The organism is Mesorhizobium sp. B2-4-12, assembly GCF_006441575.1.
Lineage (GTDB): Bacteria > Pseudomonadota > Alphaproteobacteria > Rhizobiales > Rhizobiaceae > Mesorhizobium.
In genome coordinates, this window is the sequence record NZ_VFVC01000016.1 from 43,112 (window position 1) to 67,329 (window position 24,218).

The window sequence follows — 24,218 nt, forward strand, 5'->3', positions numbered from 1 at the left end:
CTAATCCGGCAGGGCCGCGACCACCACGATTTCGACGACGAGGTCGGGATGGGCGAGTGCGGCGACTCCGATCACCTCCGACGGCGGCGGATTGTTGTAGCTGCAATGCTTGGGACAGTGCTCGGCGAAAAATTCATCCATCACGTCCAACCGAAAATTTGGCGAGCTGAGGGCACCTCCGTTGGGGAATGGGCCCGTGACGTATTGGGTGATCTTGATGAGGTGTTCGAGCGAACTGCCGAGCTCTTCCAGATCTGATTTGATGTTCGTCAGAATGGAGCGCCATTGCGCCGCTGCGTCACCAACGGCGCCGCCCTTGCCACTGGCCGGATCGTAATTTTCGGCAGTGCCCGTATTGCCGGCAAGAAAGACATACCCCTTGGCTCCCGTCACGACGGTGCCTTTTCCCCAAGGCATCAGCCGGTCACCCTTCATCTTCTTGTGCGTGACAAGGTTCATCGCTTTCTCCTGCCGGTAGCCAGCGGCCCAATTGCAGAGTTAGCGCGTTGCCCGTCGACTGCCAGTATCGGTTCGGCCTCCGGCGGCAGAACGCGGAAGAGGCACCGCTCAAGCGCTGCGCGACTGCGCAACGACAGGTGCCGCCACTTTTCGCGCTGGTCGCCGAACTGCCATTGATTCTTCCTCGCCATCCTGCGGCGCGCCCCAGAACGCGGCGAGTGTCGGACCATCCTTCGTCCGGCGGTCCGTCACCAGAAACCCCCAGACCTCCCGGAACCACACGCGCCGGCCCATCTTCGTATACCAGCGCATCGAGTGCCGCTGCTCGGGATCCCTATGGAAGAGGATGCGTGCCAGCGCCTTGGGCCGCGACTGCACCGCGAGCTCGATCAGTTTGACGCTGAAGAAAAGCATCCATGGCTTCAGTCGCGTCATCCGCAGCACCTGGTGCTTGTAATCCCACAGCCGCGTATCCAGCTGGATCACCTTGCGATCCCCGGCGATCCTGAAGAACGGCGTCCAGCGGTGCGGCGTCACGTAAAGCGCCTGGATCTGGTCGGGGTCATAGGCGATGAGCTGGCGAAAGCCGCGCCAGAGGTCGCGGAAGCCCTCGTCCTCGAAGCCGGCCACCCAGGTTGCCATCGACAGGATGTCGTGTTTCCGCAGCAGCCTTATCGCCTCGCGGTCGGATGAGGTGTTGCCGCCCTTGCGGATCAGTTGCAGTGTTTTCTCGTCGGTGTTTTCCATGCCGAGCAGCCAGCGGATGACGCCGGCCTTGCGGTACAGGTGCAGGATGTCGGCGTCGCGCACGATGTCGTCGGCACGGGTCGAGCCGACGATCAGCACCGGCACGTTCTCAGCAATCATCGCATCCAGAAACGCGCGCCAGGCCTTCTTCGAAACCGTCGGATTCTCGTCGGCCAGATTGATCAGTTCGACGCCGTGCTCGCGGTGCAGCCAGGCGATCTCCCCGGCGAACTTCACGGGGTCGCGATGCCGCCAGCGGGTCCAGAAGCCGCGCTGGCCGCAATAGTTGCACAGATGCGGGCAGCCGCGCGAAAACTGCATGACCACGGCGCGCTTGCCGCCCCAATAGCTGTACTTGGGGTGTTCGATCAGCTCCCAGCCCACGCGGTAGGCGTCGAGCTCGGTGATCGTCATCGCCGGTTGTGTCGCGACGGGCCGGCGCAGATCATCGCGAAAGGCAATACCGGCCACGCTTGCCGGCGGCTGGTGCATTTCCAGCGCCTCGACCAGCGCCACAGCGGTGGCCTCGCCCTCGCCGCGCACGATGAAGTCGAAGACGTCGGTCGCCGACAGTATGTCGCGCCAATGATAGGTCGGGAAGACGCCGCCATAGATGATGATGGTGGCGGGTTCGCGCTGCTTGATCATCCCGGCGATCAGTAGGGCGGTCGGGTGCGCCGAGGTCGATCCGGAATGGCCGATCAGGACGAAGTCGGGGTGGTCATCCAGCGCGTCGCGCACCGCCATATCGAGCGGCATCGGCCCGAATTCGGCATCGACGAGCCGCACGTCATGACCGGCATCGATCAACGGACCGCCGATCGCCAGCAGGCCGAGCGGCGGCAGATGGTCGTCCGGCACGCGGCTGCCGATGGCGGTGTGCGGTGGGTTGATCAGGACGATTTTCATGACGGACCTCCTCGGTGGCTGGTCCGTTCATGCTGGCCGGCGCGCCGGGCGCCGAATGGGCCGATCCCAGCAGTTTGCGTGCAGCTTTTCCGCAAAAAGCCGGAAGCGGCGTCAGCGCTTCAGATGCCCGAGCGGCACGTGGCCGGGTTCCTTGATGTTCTGCAGCACCAGTTGCGTGTGGACGTCGCGCACGCCGTCGAGCCGCATCAGCCGGTGCATGACGAAGGCGTTAAGGTCGTCGACCGACGGCACCATGACATGCAGCAGGAAGTCATGATCGCCGGTCATCGTCCAGCACGACGACACCTCGTCCATGCGCTGGACCGCGGCAATGAAGCTCTCGGGCGATCCGTCGCTGTGGCTGACCAGGCGCACCTGGATGAACACCTCGACCATCAGGCCGACCGCGCGCCGGCTGATCACCGCAGCGAAGCCCTTGATGATGCCGGCGTCCCGCAGCGCCTCGAAACGCCGCGCGCACGGCGTCGTCGACAGGCCGATTTCCTGCGCCAGCTCGGAGACGGGCTTGCGGCCGTCGCGTTGCAGGACATCGAGCATCTTGATCTCGAAATCATCGAATTGAGGCATTTTCACTCCTTATAGGCGATCGTTGAGTGAATATTATCCAGAATACGCCGTTCGATCCATCATCAAAACCGATTTACCTCAGGAAATGCCATTAATCTCCGGGCACGTTCGCCATTCATGATTTGTGAGGAGAAAAACCCATGACGACGATGAGCGTTGCCGAATATGCCCGCGAGTGCGCGGCGCAGGGGTTGCGCGGCGACTATTCGGTCTGCCGTGCCGATTTCACCGTGGCGCAGGGTTATGACTACAGCGCCGAGGAACAGGCGGTGTGGCGCACGCTGTGCGACCGCCAGACCGAACTGACGCGCAAGCTCGCCCACCACTCCTACCTCGACGGCGTCGAGAAGCTCGGCCTGCTCGACCGCATCCCCGATTTCGAGGACGTCAGCGCCAAGCTGCGCAAGCTCACGGGCTGGGAGATCGTCGCCGTGCCGGGGCTCATTCCGGCCGCGCCCTTCTTTGATCATCTCGCCAATCGCCGCTTCCCGGTCACCAACTGGCTGCGCACCAGGCAGGAGCTCGACTACATCGTCGAGCCCGACATGTTCCATGATTTCTTTGGCCACGTGCCGGTGCTGTCGCAGCCGGTGTTCGCCGACTTCATGCAGATGTATGGCAAGAAGGCTGGCGACATCATCGCGCTCGGCGGCGACGAAATGATCACCCGGCTCTACTGGTACACGGCCGAATACGGCCTGATCCAGGAGGCTGGCCAGCCGCTGAAGGCCTTTGGCGCCGGCCTGATGTCGTCCTTTACCGAATTGCAGTTCGCTGTCGACAGCAAGGGTGCCCATCATGTGCCCTTCGATCTCGAAACGGTGATGCGCACCGGCTACGAAATCGACAAATTCCAGCGCGCCTATTTCGTGCTGCCGTCCTTCGACGTTTTGCGCGACGCCTTCCAGACCGCGGATTTCGGGGCGATCGTCGCGCGCCGCACGGGCGAGCCCGCACTCGACCCGGCGACGGTATAGTTCCTGGGCCGAATCTGACCGGCCGAGGTGGACATTCACGGCGGCACAATTTCCGGTTGGCCAATCCTTCTCTCGGCCGCCGGTATGCCGCGGACGGCTTCTTGGAGGCTTCGGCGGCGCCGGTGTTTGGCACAGTCGGCGCGACGCCCATCTTACCCCGTCTGTCTTACAATGCGTAGATGTTGCGATTGAACTTCGTTTCCATCACCACATGGGAAGCGGTTTTAACGACGCCGTTGATTTCATTCACGGCATTGACCTCCCGGTTCAGCTTCTCGAGCGTGTCGGCGGCAAGGTGGATGATCAGGTCCCATTCGCCGGTTATGGCATAGACCGCCTGGATCGATGGCATCGCCCTGATCCTTCTGGAGACGTCAGGATAGCTCTTGTTGTTCAGCGCGGCGAAGGTGAAACAGTGGACGGAATTCTGGGCCGCCGCCTTGGTCAGTCGCACGGCATAGCCTTCGATGATGCCGCCCGCCTCGAGTTTCTGTATCCGCTCCTGCAGCGCCGTCCTGGATACGCCGAGCTGACGTGCCAACGATGCGACCGGCTCACGTGCGTTCTTTTGCATCAGCGCGAGCAACTGGCGGTCCTTCTCGGTCAATTCCACAATCAAATCCTCTCGCACGGTCGGCGCTGGAACGGTCAAATCGGTCCGCACGATCCTATCGGCTGAACCGGCCCGACGACAATCCTCGCGCCGGCGGTGCCGGGCACGGCATCCGGCACTATGCCGCCTCGAGGCACGCAATGACTGCACGATCGCCACTATCCGGCATTTCGCCGGGTAGAACCCTGCTTTTTGCGACCCGACTGTCAAACGTAACAAACGCCGGTCCATCGGAGGGAATCAGTTTCGGCTGTGGTGGGCACAATCGAAACCTGATCCGCGTTGACCTTGTGGCCGAAAGCACTGAGGTCCGACGCCCGTCACGCATCATGTCAGTTTCAAACACGAGGGAGGGATAACTTTGAAAAAGCTGCTCGAATTCGCCGTTCTTGCCGCCGCGACAGTCGCGATCGCGACGACAGCCATGGCCGGAGAAACCTTGGACCGCGTCATGTCCAAGAAGGCGATGGTCGTTGCCACCAACGCGGCTTGGCCGCCGCAGAGCTTCCTCAACGACAGCAACGAGCTCGCCGGTTTCGACATCGATGTCTCGCGCGAGATCGGCAAGCGGCTCGGTGTCGAGGTCTCGTTCGAAACGCCCGACTGGGCGACGCTGACCGGCGGACGCTGGCAGGGACGTTACGACCTCGGGGTCGGATCGGTCACGCCGACCAAGGCCCGTTCCAAGGTGATTGATTTTGTCGGGATTTATTATTATAGCCCCTATGTCTATGTCGTGCACAAGGACAGCAACGCCAAGTCGGTCGCCGATCTCAACGGCGAGGTGATCGGTGTCGAGACGGCGACCACCTCGGAGGACTTCATCCGCCGCAAGCTCGAAATCGATGCTCCCGGCCTGCCTCCCGTCGAATACAAGCTCGAACCTGGCGAGATCCGCACCTTCGCCGATTCCATGCTGCCCTTCGATGATCTGCGGCTTGGCGACGGCGTGCGCCTGAATGCCGTGATCGCGCCGGAACAGACGGCGCAGAATGCCATCAAGAATGGCTATCCCGTGAAGATCCTGGAAGGCGAGTACGCTTTCCGCGAACCGCTCGTCGTCATCGCCGAGAAGAACGACCCCCAGTGGACGGCAAAGGTCGCGGGCGTCATCGCCGAGTTGAAGACGGACGGCACGCTCGCCGCGCTGACCACGAAGTGGTACGGCAAGGACTACAGCGCCAAGTGAGATAAATCCGCCGGCTGCCGTCTGGCGGCCGGCGGGCGTCACCCCGCCAAATGCACTGCCACTTACCCGCAAAGTCGCCGATGGCCTATCCCGACACTTACTATGCCCGCACCGCGGCCGACCGCAAGACGAGGCCTCCCCTCCAGGGCGAGGCGCAATGTGACGTGGCCGTCGTCGGTGCGGGACTGGCCGGTCTGACGACGGCGCTTCAGCTGGCGCGCGCCGGACTGCATGTCGCCGTGCTGGAAGCCCAGTCTGTCGGTTTCGGCGCTTCCGGCCGCAATGGCGGTTTCGTCACGCCCGGCTTCGCCACCGGCGGCCAGGCCATTGCCGCGCGTGTCGGCGAGGAGGCGGCGCGCGGACTGCACCGCCTGTCGATCGAGGGCGTCGAATTCGTGCGCGACACCATCGAGGCGCTCGCAATAACCGCCGCCATGCCGCGCGCCGGCTTGCTCAGCGTTCTGCGTTACGACGACGGCGATGCGCTGAAGGCCTATGCCGAGCAGATGGCACGCGACCACGGCTACGAGCTTCAATATCTGCGCACGGAAGCCGTCCGCTCGGTGCTGAAATCGGCTCGCTACCACCAGGGCCTGCGCGACCCGAACGCCTTTCACATCCACCCGCTCAACTATCTGCGCTCCCTGGCCGACGAGATCGAGCGCCTGGGAGGCACGATCCATGAGAGTTCACAGGTCGTGCAATGCGACCTGTCCGGCACGCGAAAGATGCTCCGCACGAGACAGGGCACGGTTCGGGCGTCCCATGTCGTGCTGGCAACCGGCGGCTACACCGGCCCGGTATTCGGCCAGCTGTACCGCGCCTTTCTGCCCATCGCGACCTATGTGATGGTCTCCGAGGCGGCTCCCCGTCTCATTGCTCAGGCCGTCGCCACGACGGATGCCGTCGGCGACAACAGGCGGGCCGGCGACTATTACCGTCTGGTCGAGAGCGGCAATCGCCTTTTGTGGGGCGGGCGCATCACCACGCGCGCCGCTTCCGCCGACGCGTTGGCGCGCGAACTGCGCCGGGAGATGGTCGGCACCTACCCGCAGCTCGCCGGCCTCAAGACCGAATTGGCCTGGTCCGGATTGATGTCCTATGCCCGGCATCTGCTGCCCCAGATCGGAGAACTGCAGCCGGGTGTCTGGTACTGCACCGCTTTCGGTGGTCATGGCCTCAACACCACGGCGATTGCCGGAAAACTCGTCGCCGAAGGCATTCTGGGCGTTTCGGACCGGTACCGGCAGTTCGCGCCGTTCGGACTGAGCTGGGCAGGCGGCCCCGCTGGCCTGGCCGCCGCGCAGGTCACCTACTGGAAATTGCAGGCGCAGGACTGGTGGCGGGAACGCCGCGCCAGCGCCAAAGACAAGGTGGCGGCATGATCGGCAGGCTGATGCTCTTCAACCCAGGAATCGCCCGCCGTGCGGCGGCCGCGCTTGTTCCGGCGCTGCTGGCAGCAGCCCTCTACACCATGGGCATCAAGTCGAGCTGGATCGGCTCGTTGATGCCGGTTGCATCCGACTGGTTGCAGGCCAACCCGGCCCTGTCGCGCGCGCTTTCCGCCGTGTTGATCGCGCTCCTGGTGTTGGTGAATTGCAAGCTGCTGCTGCTCCTGCCGCGACGCCAGCAGATCGCCGGCGTCTGGATCGAGCTGTTCGCGCTGCTGATGCTGTTCTTCTATTCCTTCGACCTCTCCTTCGCCTTTATCGCCAGGAAGGTCGGCTTCCTGATTACACAGGGTGTCGCCACGACGCTTTACATCTCGGCAATCTCGATCCTGATTGCGACGACTATCGCGCTTATCGGCGCCATCGCCAAGCTGACCGGCAACGGCCTCGTGTTCGGGTTGGCGACCTTCTACACGTCGCTGTTTCGGGGCCTGCCGCTGCTGATGCAGATCTACATCATTTATCTCGGCCTGCCGCAGGTCGGCTATGTGATCGGCGCGGTGCCGGCCGGCATCCTGGCGCTGTCGTTGTGTTATGGCGCCTATATGACCGAGATCTTCCGCGCCGGCATCGAAAGCATCCCTCGCGGACAAAGCGAAGGCGCCACAGCGCTCGGCCTGAGCCCGGGTCAGACCATGGCGCTGGTCATCCTGCCGCAGGCCATGCGCGTCATCATTCCGCCCACCGGCAATCAATTCATCGCCATGCTGAAGGATTCCTCGCTCGTATCCGTCGTCGGCGTCTGGGAGATCATGTATCTCGCCCGCACGATGGGCCAGACGGAGTTCCGCCATATCGAGATGCTGATCACCGCCTCGATGATCTACTGGATGCTCTCGATCGCGCTGGAATTCGGCCAGGCCTATCTGGAACGGCGTTTCGGCAGGTCCGAGCGGCGGGCATAGGCGCCCCGGCGCTTTTGCATCACCGCGCCGACCTGACAGCGCTCGACAAACAGTTGACCTGACCGGCAACCGCGCCCGTCGCGGGCGCGGAAGTCCCTGGCCACTCAGACGGAGACCACCTTGCGCAAATGGTCCTCCAGCCGGCAGACCGTCGCGGTGATCGTTGTCGTCGGGTTGGCTTGACCCGATGTGCAGAACACCGAGGAGCCGCCGACATAGAGGTTGTCCATGCCGTGCACCTTGCAGTCGGTGTCCACGACGCTCCTGGTTATGTCGGTGCCCATGCGCGTACCACCCATGTGATGGTGCCCCGCCGTCTCCTCGTCGGATAATCCTCGCCGTTGGCGATCCAATCCATGAGACGAACGCGGCCCAGATTCTTTTCGATGAGTGTCGTGCCGAACAGCTTCAGGTCTTCGACAAGCGCGCGGCGTTCCAGTGCTGCAAACAGGGTTGGAGAATCCTTAACGGGTCGGTGTGCCAGGCGGCCAACTCACGCGGCCTCGGAAATGTCCGTATCGAGGATCGTCAGGTTGCGGCCGCGGTGCTTGGCCTGGTAGAGGCGCCGGTCCGCGGCGCGCATCAGCTCCGATACGTTGACATCCTCGCCGCAGACGGTGCCGCCGATGCTGACGGTCAACGGAATGGTCCGTTCATCGACAGGCCGGAAGCGGATCAGCTCGACCTCGCGGCGGATGCGCTCGGCAACGCGCTTGGCCTCCTGCTCGGTGGCTCCGACAAGATAAGCGCCGAACTCCTCCCCGCCGATGCGGCCGAGCACGTCGCCGCTGCGCACGCCGCGCTCGATGGCGCCGGCGATCAGCAGCAGCGCGTCGTCGCCGGTCAGGTGGCCGAAATTGTCGTTGATCGTCTTGAAATGGTCAGCGTCGATGATCAGCAGCGCGCCGCGGTCGGACTTGCGCCTGGACCCATCCAGCGCGGCAAAGAAGCTTTCCCGGTTGAGCATGCCGGTCATGTCGTCGCGGCTCGCCTTTTCCTCCAGGCGGCGGTGCGCCGCGGCCAGTTGAGCATGAGCGCGGGCGAGTTCGCGGTGCGCGTTGTGCAGTCGGTCACTCTGCCAGAAGGTGCTGGCGCAGGCCACCCATGCAAGCACAAGCGGACAGAGCGTCGAGGTCAGCCAGATCGTCCGGTTGATCGGGAAACCCATGGCCGGAACGATGATCAGCGTCAGCAGGAGGGAGGCGGCGACGGAGGCAAAAGCGACGGCGGCGGATTTCAGAATGATGCTGTTCATCGCGAGCTCCCACAGGACTGTCTCTGTGCCAGCAAGCCCTGAAGGCCACCTTTCCCGGTTGCTTAAAATTTGAAAGGGTGGGCTATTTCCACCGCTGTCGGCGCGCGGAAGTTGTGGATAAAGTTCCTTCCAGAATTCCCGTTTCATGCCATAAGGAGCGCATGACCACGCTCCCTGATCCCGCCCGCTTCGCTCATGTCACCGATTGGGTGTTCGACCTCGATAACACGCTTTATCCGCATCATTCGAATCTGTTCTCGCAGATCGACGTCAAGATGACCGCCTATATCGGGGAATTGCTGGCGCTGCCGCGCGAGGAGGCGCGCAAGCTGCAGAAGGAACTCTATCTCGAATATGGCACGACGCTGAACGGGTTGATGACGCGCCACGGCATCGATCCCGACGATTTCCTCGAGAAGGTCCATGACATCGACTATTCATGGCTGGTGCCCGACCCCGTCCTGGGCACCGCCATCCGCCAGCTTCCGGGCCGTAAGTTCATCTTCACCAATGGCGACCGCAAGCACGCCGAACGCACCGCCCGCCAGCTCGGCATTCTCGATCATTTCGACGACATCTTCGATATCGTCGCGGCCGACCTCAATCCCAAACCCGCCCGCCAGACCTACGAAAAGTTCGCCGAACTGCACGCCGTCACCGGACACAATGCGGTGATGTTCGAGGACCTGGCTCGCAACCTGGCCGTGCCGAAGTCGCTGGGCATGACAACGGTGCTGGTGGTGCCGCGCAATTTCGAGCCGACCTTTTCCGAGATCTGGGAACGCGACCCGGCGCAGGAAGACGACGTCGATTTCGTCACCGACGACCTGGCCGGGTTCCTGACAGGTATTGTCGCGGGGGTAGGGCAGTAGGGCAGTAGGGAACCGAGCGCTCTCTGCTTTCGAGGTCAATTTCCCCTACTGCCTACTGCCTCATTCCCCTAACTTGTAGAAGCGGCTGATGATGCCCCAGGCCTCGTCGGCGGTGTCGACGAAATCGATGATGTCCTGGTCGCCGGGGCTGATCGTGCCTTGCTCGGCGAGGAAGTCGAGGTTGATCGCCCGTTTCCAGAACGACTTGCCGAACAGGATCACCGGCACGCGCTCCATGCGTCCGGTCTGGATCAGGGTCAGCGTCTCGAAGAATTCGTCCATCGTGCCGAAGCCGCCCGGAAACACCGCCACCGCCTTGGCGCGCATGACGAAGTGCATCTTGCGGACGGCGAAATAGTGGAAGTTGAAACAGAGCTCCGGCGTCACATAGGCGTTCGGCGCCTGCTCGTGCGGCAAGACGATGTTGAGCCCGATCGACGGCGCGCCGACATCGTCGGCGCCACGGTTTCCCGCTTCCATCACCCCGGGACCACCGCCGGTCACCACGACATATTCGCGGTAGTACGATGTGGCCGACTGCTGCGAGCACAGGCGGGCGAATTTGCGCGCCTCCTCGTAATATTTGCTGTTTTCCTCGAGGTTCTTCTTCTGCGTCTCGTTCTTGGCCGCCCAGGCTTCGCCACCGGGCTCCGGCAGGCGCGCGCCGCCGAACAGGATCACCGTCGAGCGGATGCCGCGCTCGGCCAGGATCATTTCGGGTTTCAGCAGTTCCAGTTGCAGCCTGACCGCGCGCAGTTCGCGCCGCGTCATGAAGTCGGGATCGTTCCAGGCCAGGCGGTAGGTTTCGGCCCGCGTCTGCGGCGTGTCCGGCACGCTTTTCGACCGCTCCAGATCCTCGTCTGAATGCGGCAGCGGCGTCCATCCCGCCTTTTCCATGGGAGTCATCGAATCCACCCGTCCATTCCTTTACTTGCGTCGTCCCGTGACGCAGCCACGATTGACCCTCATTGAGCCTTAACATAGGGTCCGCGCGACTTTTAAACAGGTTAAGGCGCAGCCCCTTAACAGCTTGGTAATGGAGCGGAATCATGTCGAAGCCTGATCTGGCGAGCCTCGAAAAGACCATCGACAAGGCCTTCGAGGAACGCGACGCCATTTCCACGGCGACACGCGGCGAGACGCGCGACGCCATCCAGTCGGCTCTCGACCTGCTCGACCGCGGCACCGCCCGCGTCGCCGAGCGGCAGGCCGACGGCAAGTGGCACGTCAACCAGTGGCTGAAGAAGGCCGTGCTGCTCTCCTTCCGGCTCAACCCGATGGAGATCATCAACGGTGGTCCGGGCCAGGCCGTCTGGTGGGACAAGGTGCCGTCCAAGTTCGACGGCTGGGGCGCCGTCGATTTCGAGAAGGCGGGCTTCCGCGCCGTGCCGTCGTCGATCGTGCGCCGTTCCGCCTACGTCGCCCCGGGCGCCGTGCTGATGCCGTCCTTCGTCAATGTCGGCGCCTATGTCGACAGCGGCACCATGGTCGACACCTGGGCCTCCGTCGGCTCCTGCGCCCAGATCGGCAAGAACGTCCACCTTTCGGGCGGCGTCGGCATCGGCGGCGTGCTGGAGCCGATGCAGGCCGGCCCGACCATCATCGAGGACAATTGCTTCATCGGCGCGCGTTCCGAGGTCGTCGAGGGCTGCATCGTGCGCGAAGGCTCGGTGCTTGGCATGGGCGTCTTCATCGGCCAGTCGACCAAGATCGTCGACCGCGCCACCGGCGAGGTCTTCTACGGCGAGGTGCCGCCGAATTCCGTGATCGTCGCTGGCTCGATGCCGGGCAAGCCGTTGCCCACTGGCGAGCCTGGCCCGAGCCTCTACTGTGCCGTCATCGTTAAGCGCGTCGATGCCAAGACCCGCTCCAAGACCTCGATCAACGAGCTGCTGCGCGATTGATCTTTCCGCGAAGCGGGCGCACCTTCCGCCGGCGCGGCAATGGGTCGCGCTGGGTCAACATGGAGGGGTGACATGGACTGGAAATATCTGCTGACAAGTTTCGAGGGTCGCATCAACCGGGGCAAATTCTGGGCCGGCATCGGCATATTCTTGGTGATCGCCATCATAGCCTTCATTCTCGATGCTATCCTGGGCACGCGCTTCACGACGGCCAGTGGTGCCCAGATCGGCATCATCGGCATCCTGGTCGCGCTGGCATCGATCTATTTCGCGATTGCTCTCTATGCAAAACGCTGGCACGACCGCAACAAGTCGGGCTGGTGGACGCTGATCGGCTTCGTACCCGTCATCGGCGGCATCTGGCTGCTGGTCGAGCTCGGCATCCTCGAAGGCACCAGGGGTGTCAATCAATATGGACCGGACCCGCTTGCCTGACAGATCAGATCTCACCTGGCTCTTCTTCAAGACGTCGGGCCGCGTCAGCCGCGCGGCCTATTTCCTCGGCGGATTGCTCGTCGCCATCATCCAGGCCTTCCCGCTGTACCGCTTCACGCTGGTGCCGGAAGGTTCGGCCGAGAGCAACATGTGGTCGTTCATCTTCTTCATCGCCTTCGTCGCCTCGCTGTGGTCGAACATCGCGTTGGCGGTAAAGCGGCTGCACGACCTCGACAAGCCAGGCATTGCCGCGCTGATCCTGTTCGTGCCGGTCGTCTCGATTGTCGCCTTCCTTGTGTTGTGCCTGTTTCCAGGGCAGCCTGGGCCTAACCGCTATGGTCTGCGCACCAACGAGCCGGCTCAACCCTGAGGCCCGATTGATGAGGGGTCGGATATCTCGCCATGCGCTACCGCACGCTTGATCCGAAACTGATCGTCGAGACCGCCGAACGCCTGGAAGGCCGCATCGCCGACCGGTTCCCTGAAGCGGGCTTGCGCTGCGTCGCTGCCGAACTGGTGTCGTTGTCGCGCGATCTGGCCAAGGCGGCAAAGGCGCTCGAGCAACCGATCTGGTGGCTGCGCGGCCTCATTGTCGCAGCCTTCATCGCCGGCGTGCTGATCTTCCTGTTTGTCGGCACCATCCTGCCGCTGGACCGCATTTCCGGAACCGACGATGCCGTGCAATCCATGCAAGGCATCGAGGCCTCGATCAACACCGTCATCCTCGCCGTGCTTGGTTTTCTGGCCTTGATCCGCACCGAGGAGCGCATCAAGCGCAAGAAGGTCTTTCGCCAGCTGCATGGCCTGCGCTCGCTGATCCACGTCATCGACATGCATCAGCTGACCAAGGATCCGGCGACGCTTTCGGCCAGTTTCAAGCCGACCGCTCACTCCCCGACTCGCCGTCTCACCATCGCCGCCGACCTGGCGCGTTATCTCGACTATTGCTCGGAGATGCTGTCGATCACCGGCAAGGTCGCCGCCCTGTTTGCGCAGTCGGTCAACGACGACGTGGTCATCGACGGCGTCAACGACATCGAGAATCTGAGCTCGAACCTGTCGCGCAAGATCTGGCAGAAGATCACCTTGATCGACGGCCGCCAGCTGCCGCGCTGACCAGCTCCGGCGCCAGGCCCGGCGAGCCGCGCACGCCGGTTTCCGCTTCGTGTACCAAAGCGATGACCCGCTCGACTACCGGCGCCGGCGTGCCGGCCTTTTCAGCCAGACGCAGGATGGCGCCCTGCAGGTCGTCGATCTCCGTCGGACGGCCGCGTTGCAGGTCATCCCACATCGACGACCGCGCTTGCGGGTCGATCGCCAGCATCCGCCGCGCCAGCAGTTTGAACAGCCAGTCCGGCAGCCTCAGCACCATGGGCAAAAGCGCCGGCCGCAAGCCGGCGATCCGCGCCGGCTCGATGCCGCAGGCTCTCATCGCCCGCAGCGCCTCGTCGATCTGGCTGGCCAGAATCAGCCGCCAGCGGCGATCGGCGAGCTCGCTTGCCAGTGGCAGACCCGACAGTGCCACCAGCGCGTTGTTCAGGTTCATCAAAAGCTTGCCCCACAGCACGGCCTTGATGTCGCCACGGGCTTCAACGGTAAACCCTTCGACATCGAGAAGACCGGCAAGACCGGCACCGTCCTCGATCATCACCTTGCCGTCGCTGGCGCGGCGCACCTCGAGCGGCAGTTCGCCATCGGGCGATTGCACGACATTGAACGGCACCATCCCGGCCAGCACCGTCCGCTGGGCAGGCCCGGCGCGCAGCCTGTCGGCATTGTCGACGCCGTTCTGCAGGCTGACCACGATGGCATCTGGGCGAGCATGCGCCCTGATGAGGGCTGCCATCTCCTGCGTCGCGCCGCTTTTGACCGTGACCAGGATCACGTCCGCCTGCGGCAGGGCGGCGGCGGGATCGGCGGTGATTCCAAGCGCCTCCGGCTTGACCAGGCGATCGCGGCCTTCAAGGTCGCTGATGCGCAATCCGCCCTGCCGCAACGCTGCCTCGATGCGTGGCCGGGCGAGCAGGACAACCTGACGCCCGGCAAGCGCCAGGCAGCCTCCGGCGTAGCAGCCGACGCTGCCCGCGCCGGCGACGACGATCCATTTTTCCCCACTTGCCATCCTGCCGCTCCGCGCCTGCCGGTAACGATACGACGTGAATACCATAATGTTGGCGGTATCGTCGGGCATTGGGCTGGCCCCTATGTCTGGCCGTGACAGGCCCTCAGCTTTCGACTATCGCTTTTGCCATGACGCTGCCGACCGATCCCGCCACAAACCTCGCCGCCCTTATCCGTTGCGCTTCGGTGACGCCAGCCGAAGGCGGTGCGCTGACCGCGGTGGAGATGATGCTGAAGCCGCTCGGCTTCGCGGTCGATCGGCCGGTGTTCTCCGAGGACGGCACGCCCGACATCGAGAACCTCTATGCAAGGCGGTCCGGCAACGGCCCGCATCTGATGTTCGCCGGCCATACCGACGTCGTGCCGGTCGGCGACGAAGCCGCCTGGACGCATCCGCCTTTCGGCGCCGAAATCGCCAATGGCGAGATGTTTGGCCGTGGCGCGGTCGACATGAAGGGCGGCATCGCCTGTTTCATCGCCGCCGTGGCGCGTCATGTCGAGACAAATGGCGGCCTTAAGGGCTCGGTCTCGCTGCTGATCACCGGCGACGAGGAAGGGCCCGCCATCAACGGCACGGTCAAGCTGCTCGAATGGGCCGCTTCCAGGGGCGAGACATGGGACGCCTCGATCATCGGCGAGCCGACCAATCCCGATACCCTGGGCGACATGATCAAGATCGGCCGGCGTGGCTCGCTGTCCGGCGCCATAACAGTCAACGGCCGCCAGGGCCACGCCGCCTATCCGCAGCTTGCCGACAATCCGGTGCGTGGGCTCATGAGCCTGGTCGACGCCTTGCTGCACCCTGTCTTCGACAAGGGGACCAGGGATTTCCAGCCGACCAATCTTGAAGTCACCTCCATCGATGTCGGCAACCCGGCCACCAATGTCATCCCGGCCAAAGCGACAGCGACCTTCAACATCCGTTTCAACGACACCTGGACGGCCGAGACCGTCCAGGCCGAAATCCACAACCGCCTCGATCAGGCTGCCAAGCGCAAGAAGTATCGGTCAGGCAAGAAGACGCCGGTCGACTACGATCTTGTCTGGCGCGACCGGCCGAGCCATGTCTTCCTGACCCGCGACGACAGGCTGGTCGAAACGCTGCGCGGCTCGGTCAAGGCTGTGGTCGGCAAGGAACCGGCACTGTCCACCTCGGGCGGCACATCGGATGCGCGCTTCATCAAGGATTATTGCCCGGTGGTCGAGTTCGGCCTGGTCGGCAAGACTATGCATATGGTCGACGAGCGCGTCGCCATTGCCGATCTCGAAACGCTGACCCAAATCTACCAACGCTTTATTGAAGACTGGTTCGGGCAGGGCTGAGCATGCTTTCAGCGGACGAAACCCAAGCTTCGCTGACCGGTGCCTGGCGGCTGATGCTCGGCAAGGCCGATGGCCTGCGACTGCTCGACCTGTCGGCGGACGGGTTTTGGAATTCCTTCTTCGCCATCATTGTCGCGACACCGGCGCTGATCGTCGGCTGGGTCGGCATCGCCAATGAGATCGGTGATCCCGATGCCTTCGCGGGTCGCTTCAGCATGCTGGTGCGCCTGGCGACGGTCGATATAGGCTCCTGGGTGCTGCCGCTGGTCGCGCTCGCTCTGGTCGCGCCGCGTGCCGGCATTGGCGGCCGCTTCGTCCATTATGTCGTCGCCAGCAACTGGGCCTCGGCCATCACCGCCTGGCTGATGCTGCCCTCGGCGCTGATCAGGCTTTTCCTGTCGTCGGCAAACCAGGTATCGAGCCTCGTGTCGCTGCTGTTGTTTTCCCTGTCGATGGTGCTGACCTGGCGCATGACCAATGCGACGATCGGCAGGGGCGCGGCGGTCGGCACCGCCGTTTTCGTCGGCATGTTCACCGCCTCGCTGCTGGTGCTGTTCGGGCTGCAGATGTTGCTTGGCATCACCGTACCGGACGATGTCGGTGCTCAGAGCTTGTCGGGGTTCGTTCCAGGATAGAGCCGACTTTACCCGGGGGTAAAGCCTTCCGATACCCGGGGAGAGAGAGCCTTCCAGACTCAACCGGGGGTAGAGTCTTCCGGACTCTGGTTGGGGTAGTCGACCCCGATCAGGAAAAGCCCGTCGGGCGGCGCCACCTGGCCGCAGGCGGCGCGGTCGCGTGCCTCGAGCGCCGCCTTGAGGTCGCCGACGGTCCAACCGCCCTCGCCGATCCGCTTGAGCGAGCCGACCATGGAGCGCACCTGGTTGTGCAGGAAGGAACGCGCCGAGGCCCGCACCTCGATCAGGTCGCCCGTCCGGCTCACATCGAGCCGCTCCAGCGTCCTGACCGGGCTGTTGGCCTGGCACTGCGTCGAGCGGAAGGTGGTGAAGTCGTGCCGCCCGAGCAGGATCTTCGCTGCTTCGTGCATGGCGCCGGCATCAAGCTGCTTTGGCACCCACCACACCTTGCCCTTTTCCAGCGCCGAAGGCGCACGCCGGTTGAGGATGCGGTAGAGATAGTGACGGCCGGTGGCCGAGAAGCGCGCGTCGAAATCGTCCGAGACGGCCACCGCCCTCAGGATCGCGACACGTGCGCCGGCGGCCTGCAGATGGGCGTTGACGGCATCGCGCACCTTGTCGCCAGGCCATGCCTTGGCGAGGTCGGCATGCGCCACCTGCGCGGTGGCGTGCACGCCGGCATCGGTACGGCCTGCGGCGCGCAGCCGGACTGCCTCGCCACAAAATTTTTCGATCGCCTGCTCGATCGCCTGCTGCACGGAAGGCTGATCGGCCTGGTGCTGCCAGCCGGCAAACCGGCTGCCGTCATATTCGATGTCGAGGCGAAAACGCGGCATTTGTGACCAGAGCTCTCGCCTCGAGCAATTCCAGGAAAAGTGTGAAGCGGTTTTCCGTCCGGGATTGCGTTTGAACAAAAACGCAGAGCAGTTCGCCGTTTCCGTGAAACGGTGGACTGCGCTATGCGGCGAGAGCGGTGAAGGCCGGGGCGTAGACCAGCCTGCCGGCCTCCGGAGCGTCACCCCAGGCCAGCGCCTGCAGCGCCTCGCCCTGATACTCGCTCTCGAACTTCTCGGCGCGGGCGTGGCTGTAGCCGAAACGGCCGTAATAGGCCGGATCGCCCAGCACGACGGCCAGCGTCTCGCCGGCATCCTTGAGCCGGATATGCGCCTCGCGGATCAGCGCGCCGCCAATGCCGCTGCCATGGAACGAAGGTTCCACCGCCAGCGGCGCCAGCGCCACGGCCGCGAAACGCTTGCCGCCGTTCTGGACGAACAGGCGCGAAAACAGGATGTGGCCGATAACTTGGCCATCCTCTTCCGCCACCAGTTCGGCAACGGCATCGCCGCCGGTCACCAGCGCATCGACCAGCCCTGCTTCCGACTGCTGGCCGAAAGCGTGTTCCTCGACGAGGCGGATAGCCTCGCGATCCCGCGGCGTCGCCGCGCGTATCGACATCATGCTCATGAGAACTTCATTCCTTTTTCGATCTTGGCTCCGCGCAGGAATTCCGACGCGGCGGCGGGCCTTCCGCCCGCCCGTTGAACTTCGACCAGCCTGATCGCGCCTGTCCCGCAGGCGACCGTCAGACGGTCATCGAGAATTCCTCCCGACTCGCCCAAATCTTCCGAAAGCGATACGCCTTCAGATAGCGTCGAGCGAAGCAGTTTCAGCCGCTCCGGGCGGCCGCCAATGTCAATCTCGGACCAGGCGCCGGGAAAGGGCGACAGGCCACGAAGGTGGTTGTGGACCTCGGCCGCCGGCCGAGTCCAGTCCATGCGCGTCTCGGATTTATCGATTTTTCTGGCGTAAGTCACCCCTTCCGCCGCTTGCGCGGTAAATGTAAGGGTGTTCTTTTCCAGCCGGGCCAGCGCTCCCACCATCAGGGCAGCACCGACACACATCAACCGATCATGCAGATCGCCGGCTGTCATATCGGGGTCGATGGCGCATTTTTCAACCAATCCCACCGGTCCGGTGTCCAAACCCTCTTCCATACGCATCACCATCATGCCGGTTTCCAGGTCGCCCGCCATGATGGCGCGCTGTATGGGAGCGGCACCCCGCCAGCGCGGCAGAAGCGATGCATGGCCGTTGATGCAACCAAGCCGTGGCGCCTCCAGAACCGCCTTCGGCAGCAGCAATCCATAGGCCACGACCACCGCGACATCGGCCCGCAGGTCACGGAAAGCGGCCTGCTCGGCCTCGCCCTTGAGGGACGTCGGCGTACGCACCGCGATACCCAGCCGCTCGGCCTCGCGCTGCACCGGCGACGGCGTCAACTCCAGCCCACGCCGTCCGGCGGCACGCGGCGGCTGGGTATAGACGGCTGATATTTCATGCCCGGCTTCGGCGATGGCGCGCAGCGTCGGCACCGAGAACTCCGGTGTGCCCATGAAGATGACGCGAAGGGGCATTTCCCCCTATCCCACCAACTTGCCCGGCGCCTTGTCCCTGGCGAGCTTCTTGAACTTTTTCACCACCATATCGCGCTTCAGCTTCGAGATATGGTCGATGAACAGCACGCCGTTGAGGTGGTCGATCTCGTGCTGCAGGCAGGTCGCCATCAGCCCTTCGGCCTCCATCTCCTGCAGCTTGCCGTCGCGGTCGAGATATTTCACCCGCACGGAGGCCGGGCGTTCAACCTCGGCGTAATAGTCGGGGATCGACAGGCAGCCTTCCTCGTAGACCGAGCGCTGATCGGCGCTATCCAGGATCTCTGGGTTGATGAAGACATGCGGCGCCGGCGTTTCGTCTTCCTTGGCCAGATCGATCACCAGCATGCGCAGCGGTTCGCCGACCTGGATTGCCGCCAGTCCGATGCCTGGCGCGTCATACATGGTCGCCAGCATGTCGTCGGCCAGCTTTTGCAGGGGCGCGTCGACGCGTTCCACCGGCTTGGAGACCTGGCGCAGGATCGGATCGGGAAGAATGATGAGCGGCTTGATCGGCATGGCGTTCCACCTAAGACCTCGCAGGAATGGCGTCAACCGGTGCGCCCGAGCCCCGTTCACGTTTTGATCTGTGCTATCAGGCCGAATCGGCTATGCTGTCCACATGAATGACCTGAGCACCACCCTTTCGGAGCCCGTCGCACGGCTTGGCGCCTCGACAATCACGCTCAGCCACGCGCTGGCCTTCAGCGCGTTGCTGTTTTTCGGCCTGTTCGTGGCGCTCGTCGTCGCGCTGTGGCGGTCGGCCAAGGCGCGCGCGGTCGCCGCCGCAGAAGCCGCCGACCACGCCCGCGACGCCGAGGCGCGCATGGCCGGCATATTGCAGGCCCAGGCCGAAATGCAGGGGCGCATGGGCGCCATCGCCGAAGTGTTCGGCGCGCGCCAGGCGGAGCTGACGCAGTCGATCGGCCAGAGGCTTGACGCCATGACCGGCCGCCTCGGCCAGACCATGACCGAGCAGACCAAATCAACGCATGAGAGCCTGGCGAAGCTGCAGGAGCGGCTGGCCGTCATCGACACCGCGCAAGGCAATATCCAGTCGCTCGCCGGCCAGGTCGTGCAGTTGCAGGCCATCCTCTCCAACAAGCAGACGCGCGGCGCCTTCGGCCAGTCGCGCATGGAGGCGATCGTCGCCGACGGCCTGCCGCACGGCGCCTATGAATTCCAGGCGACGCTGTCGAACGGCAGCCGGCCGGACTGCCTGGTGAAGATGCCGAACGGCGCGCCGTCGCTTGCCATCGATGCCAAATTTCCGCTGGAGGCGTGGAATGCCATCCGCGCCGCCGATGGCGCCGATTTGCAGAAGGTCGCGGCGCAGGCCTTCCGCCGCGATATCGAGATCCATGTCCGCGATATATCGGAAAAATACCTGATCCAGGGCGAGACGCAGGACACAGCCTTCATGTTCGTGCCGTCGGAATCGGTATTCGCCGAGATCCACGAGAATTTCGAGGCGATCGTCCACAAGGCGCACCGCGCCCGCGTCGTCATCGTTTCGCCGTCCCTGCTGATGCTGTCGATCCAGGTCATCCAGGCGATCCTCAAGGATGCCCGCATGCGCGAACAGGCGCATCTGATCCAGGGCGAAGTGATCCGCCTGATGGAGGATGTCGCGCGTGTCGACGAGCGCGTGCGCAAGCTGCAGGTCCATTTCGGCCAATCTGCCAAGGACATAGACGATATCCTCGTCTCGACCTCGAAAGTGACCAAACGTGGCCAGAAGATCGAGGCGCTGGAGTTCGGCGCGCAGGCCGATGGCGATGCCGGCCAGGAGACGCCGTCACGGGCGCCGGCCGCAAAACTCGACTCCGGTCCGCGCGTCGCCGATTCAAAGACCGGACAGCTCAGGCTGCGGGTCGTCGAAGGCGACGACTAAAAGCAATTCCAGGAAAAGTGCGTAGCGGTTTTCAGTCCGGAATTGCGCAAGAACACAGAGCTAAAGCAATTCCAGGAAAAGTGCATGGCGGTTGTCCGTCCCGAATTGCGTAAGAACTCGGAGCCAGAGCGGGTCAACGATTGCAGTGAACGCTGAACCGCTCGACGGCTTCATCCCGAAGTGGCGTACGGATAATTCCCGATACCTAAACCACAGCCATGACGATGTGTGCCTGGATTTTGGCGGCGACCTCGCCGCTGCCATGCCTGTCGGCAATCGCCGATGCAGCGTAATCCGTGGCGGCGTCCAGTTTTCCTGGATCCCGGGCCTCGATTTCGGTGCGAAGAACGGTTCCCTGACAATAGGCGACGGCCGGGATGCGCGGCGAGGATGCGCGGCTTTGTTCGGCTCGCGTCTCGATCACCACTTGGGAGAAACCGGCGTCCTCCAGCTCACTGCGGATCAATGCCTTATCGTGATAGCCGTGTGGCGTGCGTGCCAGAAAGCGCGGCGGATCGTCCGGAAAAATCCTTGCCAGCGCATTGGTCACATCATCGGCAAACACATTTTCCTCGATGCGATCCCAGACGTTGAACAGAAAATACCCACCGGGTTTCAGGACCCGCTTCGCCTCACGATAGGCGGACAGGCGGTTGGGAAAGAACATCGCCCCAAACTGGCAACAAACGAGATCGAAAGCCGCATTTTCAAACGGCAGCGCCAGCGCATCGGCCTGGCGCCATTGGATACGGCCGTCGGGAGCCTGTCGCGAAGCGGCATAGTCGAGCATCGGCTGGTTGAGGTCCGTCACGACATAACTGGCGCCAGGGGGCAGTTTTGGCGCCAATGCGCGGGTGACGACCCCGGTGCCCGCCGCGACTTCCAAAACGGCGCTGGGCGACAAGGCCCCCGCTCGCCGTGCAAGATCCGTGGCAAACGGCTCGAAAACCAACGGCACCATGTAGCGGTCGTAGTTTTCCGGAATCGAGCCGGAAAAAACCTTGTCGGTTTCGAGCATGACGATCACCCACCATGTCCATGGCGCACAGCCTAGCACATGCTTGCAGGTCCTTGGATACGATTTTCGAAAAGAGCGGCTACCGCTCTTCCGCGATCGTGGTCACCTTGAATTCCGGCAGCCACCGCAGGGCCGAGCGATGCCATATCTGTTGTGTCGGGACGAGATCCTCGCGTTGCCGCGCGGTTCCCACCCTGATCCCGTACACCTTCGGACCGTCGCCGACCGACGTCGCATAAAGATGCGAACCGCAGTCGCCGCAAAAGGCCTGGGCGCGCTTGGCGCCACTTGCTCCGGTCTTGATATAGATTCTTGGCGTGCCCCGAGTGATCCGGTAGTGATCCTCGGGCGCGGGAACGGTAACGCGAAAGGCGGTCCCGGTCAGTTGCTGGCAGTCCGTGCAGTGACAGATCGATGTCTTCTCCGGGTCGACCTCCGCTTCATAGGTGATGGCGCCGCAATGGCACCCGCCGTCGATCCTCATCGTCGCTCCTCCAAAGTTCAGTGATCTTAGCGGAGGAAGGTGGCGGGGCAATGGCGGAATGCTGGTGCAAGGCCAACGCACGTCGCCTAAAAGTGACCTCGCTTCTGGGAAAACGATAGGCAGGAAAGCAAAGAATCTAAAACCCGCCGCACGAATTCGTTCAACGCGACGCGCCTTAGTCGGACGCCGCCTCGATCGCCTGGCGCCGCTGCTCCCAGGTGCCGGTGGTCTGGGGTTTTACGAACAGCCGCGTGATCTCCGGCATCTCCTTCTTCAGCCGCGCCTCGATGCGTTCGACACAGGCTTCGATCTCGGGTGCGGTCAGATGGTCCTCGAACTCGATGCTGAGGCCGGCAACGATCTCTTCCGGCCCCATGTGGACGGTCAGGACTCCGTTCGCCCGTTGCACCGCGGGGTCCTGCTGGACGATCTCCAGCACGCGTCTCTGCACTTCGGGTGAAGCCGGCTCGCCGATGAGCAGCCCCTTGCTTTCACGGGCCAGGAAAATCGCCGTCGCGCCGAGGATAAGCGCGATGCCGATCGAAGCCACGCCGTCGAGTTCCGGCATCTCCAGCAGCTCCGCGGCCAATATGCCGGCAAAGGCGACGGTCAGGCCGAGAAGGGCAGCGCTGTCCTCGAACAGAACGGTATAGACGCTCGGATCCTTGCTCGATTGCGCGGCCTCCAGCCAGCCTTCTCCGCCCTTCTGCCGGCGGAATTCCCTCAGCGCCACCAGCCAGGAGCTACCCTCGAACAGGAAGGACAGGCCGAGAACGATATAGTTCACCTTGACGTTGGCGGCAGGCTCGGGCGCCATGATGTGGGTGATGCCCTCGTAGAGCGAAACGCCGGCGCCCAGCGCGAAGACCAGAAGAGCGACGATGAAGCTCCAGAAATAGAGTTCGCGGCCATGTCCGAGCGGATGCGTGCGGTCGGCCGGGCGCGCGGCACGGTGCATGCCGTAGAGCAGAAGGCTGCCATTGCCGGTATCGACCAGCGAATGCACGCCTTCCGATAGCATCGCCGAACTGCCGGTGAACAAGGCGGCGCCGAATTTGGTCAGCGCGATGGCCAGATTGCCGGCGAGCGCTGCATAGATGACCGTTTTTGAGCCGCCGTGCCCGGCCATCGTTTCCTCACCGTTGCCGATGCCTGAGCTTAGCCCCCCGTCCGCCCAAGCTCCACACCTATCCTGAACGCACGAACAGCCAATGCGTTCAGGTCCCGTCGCGGACCCTCTCAAACCGATTGAGGCATCCGCGGAGCGCAAGGCCGCAAACAGCCCTCTTGCTTAGAGGCGTTTCTCTTGTTTCACTTCACTTCCCACAATTGGAGGAACGAATCATGGCTAAAGGTGCGATGAAGGCTGGCAAGGAAGCCCGCAAGCCGAAAAAGGACGCCAAGAAACCCGCAGCCGCTCCGGCCCTCAAGGCGCCGCCGGTCAAGGCGATGCGGATCAAGGAAAAGTAGTCTCGGCTAACCGGCGCGGCGAGATCTCGCCGGCGGTATTCGACGATGCCGCCGGGCAGGTGTGATCGGGCGTCTGGACAACCCTATGTTTCCGGCGTGGGGACGACCCCGCGCCTTTCCGAAAATTCGGTCGGGACGACCCGCCCACTGTTGATCACGCATCGGCGGATCGGATCTGTTCCGGTCCGGTGCGGGATGGAGCGTCTCCGATGTCCTGGACTTTTCTGTTTTTCGCCGGCCTGTTCGAAATCGGTTGGGCGATCGGCCTCAAATACACCGACGGCTTCACAAGGCTCGTTCCGACCGTGCTCACGGTCGCGTCGATGATCGTCAGCCTCACCCTGCTCGGCCTGGCGTTGAAGGCGCTGCCCGTCGGCACCGCCTATGCGGTGTGGACCGGCATCGGCACCGTCGGCACGGCGCTGCTCGGCATCTGGCTGCTCGGCGAGCCGGCCACCGCGATCCGGCTCGCCTGCATCGCGCTGATCGTCTGCGGCATCATGGGGCTGAAATTCGCGGCCTGAGGGTGTTCCCCCG

At 63.5% G+C, this 24,218-nt stretch carries 28 protein-coding genes and 1 pseudogene; 14 read left to right on the plus strand and 15 right to left on the minus strand.

Annotation, left to right across the window (positions count from 1 at the left end; genetic code table 11):
• From FJ934_RS12125 to FJ934_RS12135, 3 genes are all read right to left on the minus strand, one after another.
• Positions 1 to 459: a RidA family protein gene (locus FJ934_RS12125; protein ID WP_140609859.1), complete on the minus strand. Its 459-nt coding sequence runs from the start codon at positions 457 to 459 to the stop codon at positions 1 to 3.
• Positions 460 to 567: 108 nt separating this feature from the next.
• Positions 568 to 2,115 (minus strand): magnesium-protoporphyrin IX monomethyl ester anaerobic oxidative cyclase, encoded by a 1,548-nt coding sequence (bchE, locus tag FJ934_RS12130; protein ID WP_140609860.1) that lies wholly within the window; start codon positions 2,113 to 2,115, stop codon positions 568 to 570.
• A 111-nt stretch (positions 2,116 to 2,226) separates the two neighbouring features.
• A complete protein-coding gene (locus FJ934_RS12135) occupies positions 2,227 to 2,703 on the minus strand; it encodes an Lrp/AsnC family transcriptional regulator (protein WP_140609861.1) in 477 nt (158 codons plus the stop codon).
• 140 nt (positions 2,704 to 2,843) lie between these two features.
• Here FJ934_RS12135 and phhA point away from each other — a divergent pair, with 140 nt between their 5' ends.
• A complete protein-coding gene (gene phhA, locus FJ934_RS12140) occupies positions 2,844 to 3,680 on the plus strand; it encodes a phenylalanine 4-monooxygenase (protein WP_140609862.1) in 837 nt (278 codons plus the stop codon).
• A 166-nt stretch (positions 3,681 to 3,846) separates the two neighbouring features.
• Here the strand turns inward: phhA and FJ934_RS12145 are convergent, their stop codons facing one another.
• Entirely contained in the window at positions 3,847 to 4,524 is a 678-nt protein-coding gene (locus FJ934_RS12145) for an Lrp/AsnC family transcriptional regulator (protein ID WP_246671497.1), read from the minus strand.
• Between the two features lie 193 nt (positions 4,525 to 4,717).
• Between FJ934_RS12145 and FJ934_RS12150 the strand changes: the two genes are divergently transcribed.
• The 3 genes from FJ934_RS12150 to FJ934_RS12160 all read left to right on the plus strand — a co-directional run bounded on the left by FJ934_RS12150 (position 4,718) and on the right by FJ934_RS12160 (position 7,838).
• Positions 4,718 to 5,482 (plus strand): transporter substrate-binding domain-containing protein, encoded by a 765-nt coding sequence (locus FJ934_RS12150; protein WP_246671499.1) that lies wholly within the window; start codon positions 4,718 to 4,720, stop codon positions 5,480 to 5,482.
• Positions 5,483 to 5,562: 80 nt separating this feature from the next.
• Positions 5,563 to 6,867, plus strand: coding sequence for an FAD-binding oxidoreductase (locus FJ934_RS12155; RefSeq protein WP_140609864.1), 1,305 nt, complete (start codon positions 5,563 to 5,565; stop codon positions 6,865 to 6,867).
• Positions 6,864 to 7,838, plus strand: coding sequence for an amino acid ABC transporter permease (locus tag FJ934_RS12160; protein WP_140609865.1), 975 nt, complete (start codon positions 6,864 to 6,866; stop codon positions 7,836 to 7,838). The genes FJ934_RS12155 and FJ934_RS12160 overlap by 4 nt, the downstream gene beginning before the upstream one ends.
• Before the next feature lie 104 nt (positions 7,839 to 7,942).
• On the opposite strand, the pseudogene FJ934_RS12165 reads toward FJ934_RS12160, so the two are convergent.
• Both FJ934_RS12165 and FJ934_RS12170 read right to left on the minus strand, forming a co-directional pair.
• Positions 7,943 to 8,283 (minus strand): annotated as a pseudogene (locus tag FJ934_RS12165) (GMC family oxidoreductase); the annotation flags it as partial.
• 48 nt (positions 8,284 to 8,331) lie between these two features.
• Complete coding sequence (locus tag FJ934_RS12170; protein ID WP_140609866.1) at positions 8,332 to 9,093, minus strand: GGDEF domain-containing protein; 762 nt, start codon at positions 9,091 to 9,093, stop codon at positions 8,332 to 8,334.
• Positions 9,094 to 9,254: 161 nt separating this feature from the next.
• On the opposite strand from FJ934_RS12170, the gene FJ934_RS12175 reads away from it, so the two are divergent.
• Complete coding sequence (locus FJ934_RS12175; RefSeq protein ID WP_140609867.1) at positions 9,255 to 9,965, plus strand: pyrimidine 5'-nucleotidase; 711 nt, start codon at positions 9,255 to 9,257, stop codon at positions 9,963 to 9,965.
• 60 nt (positions 9,966 to 10,025) lie between these two features.
• On the opposite strand, the gene FJ934_RS12180 is transcribed toward FJ934_RS12175, so the two are convergent.
• Complete coding sequence (locus tag FJ934_RS12180) at positions 10,026 to 10,871, minus strand: LOG family protein (protein WP_140609868.1); 846 nt, start codon at positions 10,869 to 10,871, stop codon at positions 10,026 to 10,028.
• A gap of 143 nt (positions 10,872 to 11,014) precedes the next feature.
• Between FJ934_RS12180 and dapD the strand changes: the two genes are divergently transcribed.
• The 4 genes from dapD to FJ934_RS12200 all read left to right on the plus strand — a co-directional run bounded on the left by dapD (position 11,015) and on the right by FJ934_RS12200 (position 13,420).
• Positions 11,015 to 11,869, plus strand: coding sequence for a 2,3,4,5-tetrahydropyridine-2,6-dicarboxylate N-succinyltransferase (gene dapD, locus FJ934_RS12185; RefSeq protein WP_140609869.1), 855 nt, complete (start codon positions 11,015 to 11,017; stop codon positions 11,867 to 11,869).
• 72 nt (positions 11,870 to 11,941) lie between these two features.
• Positions 11,942 to 12,304: a DUF805 domain-containing protein gene (locus FJ934_RS12190; RefSeq protein WP_140609870.1), complete on the plus strand. Its 363-nt coding sequence runs from the start codon at positions 11,942 to 11,944 to the stop codon at positions 12,302 to 12,304.
• A complete protein-coding gene (locus tag FJ934_RS12195; protein WP_226890467.1) occupies positions 12,297 to 12,674 on the plus strand; it encodes a DUF805 domain-containing protein in 378 nt (125 codons plus the stop codon). The genes FJ934_RS12190 and FJ934_RS12195 overlap by 8 nt, the downstream gene beginning before the upstream one ends.
• 32 nt (positions 12,675 to 12,706) lie before the next feature.
• The gene (locus FJ934_RS12200) at positions 12,707 to 13,420 is read left to right on the plus strand and encodes a hypothetical protein (protein WP_140609872.1); all 714 of its coding nucleotides are present in this window, start codon (positions 12,707 to 12,709) and stop codon (positions 13,418 to 13,420) included.
• Here FJ934_RS12200 and FJ934_RS12205 read toward each other — a convergent pair.
• Positions 13,386 to 14,426, minus strand: a complete 1,041-nt coding sequence (locus FJ934_RS12205; protein WP_140609873.1) for a 2-dehydropantoate 2-reductase — start codon at positions 14,424 to 14,426, stop codon at positions 13,386 to 13,388. The genes FJ934_RS12200 and FJ934_RS12205 overlap by 35 nt on opposite strands.
• A 128-nt stretch (positions 14,427 to 14,554) precedes the next feature.
• Between FJ934_RS12205 and dapE the strand changes: the two genes are divergently transcribed.
• Positions 14,555 to 15,748, plus strand: coding sequence for a succinyl-diaminopimelate desuccinylase (dapE, locus tag FJ934_RS12210; RefSeq protein ID WP_140609874.1), 1,194 nt, complete (start codon positions 14,555 to 14,557; stop codon positions 15,746 to 15,748).
• Between the two features lie 2 nt (positions 15,749 to 15,750).
• Entirely contained in the window at positions 15,751 to 16,383 is a 633-nt protein-coding gene (locus FJ934_RS12215) for a transporter (RefSeq protein WP_140609875.1), read from the plus strand.
• Between the two features lie 59 nt (positions 16,384 to 16,442).
• On the opposite strand, the gene truA is transcribed toward FJ934_RS12215, so the two are convergent.
• The 4 genes from truA to def all read right to left on the minus strand — a co-directional run bounded on the left by truA (position 16,443) and on the right by def (position 19,334).
• Positions 16,443 to 17,219: a tRNA pseudouridine(38-40) synthase TruA gene (gene truA, locus FJ934_RS12220; RefSeq protein ID WP_140609876.1), complete on the minus strand. Its 777-nt coding sequence runs from the start codon at positions 17,217 to 17,219 to the stop codon at positions 16,443 to 16,445.
• A 121-nt stretch (positions 17,220 to 17,340) separates the two neighbouring features.
• Positions 17,341 to 17,847, minus strand: a complete 507-nt coding sequence (locus FJ934_RS12225) for an N-acetyltransferase (RefSeq protein WP_140609877.1) — start codon at positions 17,845 to 17,847, stop codon at positions 17,341 to 17,343.
• Positions 17,844 to 18,797, minus strand: a complete 954-nt coding sequence (gene fmt / locus FJ934_RS12230) for a methionyl-tRNA formyltransferase (RefSeq protein ID WP_140609878.1) — start codon at positions 18,795 to 18,797, stop codon at positions 17,844 to 17,846. Before fmt ends, FJ934_RS12225 begins: the two co-directional genes overlap by 4 nt.
• 6 nt (positions 18,798 to 18,803) lie before the next feature.
• Positions 18,804 to 19,334, minus strand: a complete 531-nt coding sequence (def, locus tag FJ934_RS12235) for a peptide deformylase (protein WP_140609879.1) — start codon at positions 19,332 to 19,334, stop codon at positions 18,804 to 18,806.
• A 103-nt stretch (positions 19,335 to 19,437) separates the two neighbouring features.
• Between def and FJ934_RS12240 the strand changes: the two genes are divergently transcribed.
• Positions 19,438 to 20,709 carry a DNA recombination protein RmuC gene (locus FJ934_RS12240; RefSeq protein ID WP_140609880.1) on the plus strand — a complete coding sequence of 424 codons (1,272 nt, stop codon included), beginning with the start codon at positions 19,438 to 19,440 and terminating at the stop codon, positions 20,707 to 20,709.
• Between the two features lie 205 nt (positions 20,710 to 20,914).
• Here the strand turns inward: FJ934_RS12240 and FJ934_RS12245 are convergent, their stop codons facing one another.
• The 3 genes from FJ934_RS12245 to FJ934_RS12255 all read right to left on the minus strand — a co-directional run bounded on the left by FJ934_RS12245 (position 20,915) and on the right by FJ934_RS12255 (position 23,340).
• Complete coding sequence (locus tag FJ934_RS12245) at positions 20,915 to 21,727, minus strand: methyltransferase domain-containing protein (protein WP_140609881.1); 813 nt, start codon at positions 21,725 to 21,727, stop codon at positions 20,915 to 20,917.
• A gap of 79 nt (positions 21,728 to 21,806) precedes the next feature.
• Entirely contained in the window at positions 21,807 to 22,211 is a 405-nt protein-coding gene (locus tag FJ934_RS12250; RefSeq protein ID WP_140609882.1) for a GFA family protein, read from the minus strand.
• A gap of 175 nt (positions 22,212 to 22,386) precedes the next feature.
• A complete protein-coding gene (locus FJ934_RS12255; RefSeq protein ID WP_140609883.1) occupies positions 22,387 to 23,340 on the minus strand; it encodes a cation diffusion facilitator family transporter in 954 nt (317 codons plus the stop codon).
• Between the two features lie 215 nt (positions 23,341 to 23,555).
• Here FJ934_RS12255 and FJ934_RS28655 point away from each other — a divergent pair, with 215 nt between their 5' ends.
• Both FJ934_RS28655 and sugE read left to right on the plus strand, forming a co-directional pair.
• Entirely contained in the window at positions 23,556 to 23,681 is a 126-nt protein-coding gene (locus FJ934_RS28655; protein ID WP_081294138.1) for a hypothetical protein, read from the plus strand.
• Positions 23,682 to 23,890: 209 nt separating this feature from the next.
• Complete coding sequence (gene sugE, locus FJ934_RS12265; protein ID WP_010912766.1) at positions 23,891 to 24,205, plus strand: quaternary ammonium compound efflux SMR transporter SugE; 315 nt, start codon at positions 23,891 to 23,893, stop codon at positions 24,203 to 24,205.
• Positions 24,206 to 24,218 lie beyond the last annotated feature (13 nt).